At 67.1% G+C, this 1182-nt stretch carries 1 protein-coding gene; it reads right to left on the bottom strand.

Annotation, left to right across the window (positions count from 1 at the left end; translation table 11 throughout):
• Window positions 1-45: 45 nt before the first annotated feature.
• On the bottom strand, window positions 46-1182 hold a 1137-nt coding region (locus tag BGO16_RS08005), incomplete at its 5' end, for an MlaE family lipid ABC transporter permease subunit (protein WP_363091672.1).

The following is a 1182-nucleotide window of genomic DNA, read 5'->3' as shown; positions in this document are numbered from 1 at the left end:
CGGTCTCGCTCTTCACCGGCACCGAGGTCTTGCGCACCGCCATGGTCAGTAGCTCACGGCGCTGAAATAGATGGCGAAAAGGCCGTCGACGACGATGACCATGAAGATCGCCTTCACGACGGAGGAGGTCGTGCGCGCGCCGAGCGATTCGGCGCTGCCCTGGACGCGGAAGCCCTCCGTCGCGGCGATGATGCCGATGATGAGCGCCATGAAGGGCGCCTTGATGATGCCCACCCAGAAGGTCGAGACATAGACCGCGTCGCGCAGGCGCATGATGAAGGCGGAGGGCGGCAGGCCGACATAGAACCAGCTGACCAGCCCGCCGCCGACCAGCGCCGCGAAATCGGCGACGACCGTCAGGAGCGGCAGCGCGATCACCAGCGCCAGGATGCGGGGCAGCACCAGCACCTCGTTGACGTCGAGGCCGATGACGTCGAGCGCGTCGATCTCCTCGCGCATCTTCATCGAGCCGATCTCGGCCGTGAAGGCGCTGCCCGAGCGGCCAGCGATCATGATGGCGGTGAGGAGCACGCCGAGCTCGCGAAGCACGAGGACGCCGACGAGATCGACGACATAGACCTCGGCGCCGAAGGGCCGCAGCTGGAAGGCGCTCTGCTGCGCGATGATGGCGCCGATCAGCAGCGACATCAGCGAGATGATGGGCACGGCGCGGAGGCCGGCGCGGTCGATATGGAACACGACCGAGGTGATGCGGAAACGGCTCGGATTGACGAGCGCCTTCAGGAAGCCGACGGCGACGCCGCCGAGAATGTTGAGGCCGGCCTCGGCGTCGGAGACGGCGCCGTACATGCCGCGGCCGATGCCTTCGAGCAGCTCGACGACGACGCTCTGCCGCTTCTTCGGCGGCGGCAGCTCGCGCTCGGCATCCTTGAGCGCGGCCAAAAGGCGCATGACATTGTCGGAGCCGCCCTCGACGCTGACCTCGACGCCCTTGGCTCCGATCTCGCGCTCGAGCCGCGTGATGAGCCAGCCGCCGGCAGTGTCGATATGGTCGATGTCCGAAAGATCGACGGTGACGTTGCGATCAGCGGCGGAGACTGCCTTCTCGATTTCGCTTTCGAGCGCGCTGGCGCTGGCAAGAGTCCACTCGCCGCGCGGCACGAGTCGCAGCTGGCCGTCCGAATCGCTCGCTTCGAGATGCGCCGCTGCTTCAGCCGCCAC

It is taken from the genome of Nitrobacter sp. 62-23 (assembly GCF_001897285.1).
GTDB lineage: Bacteria > Pseudomonadota > Alphaproteobacteria > Rhizobiales > Xanthobacteraceae > Nitrobacter.
This window is presented reverse-complemented; position numbering and strand designations above follow the sequence as displayed.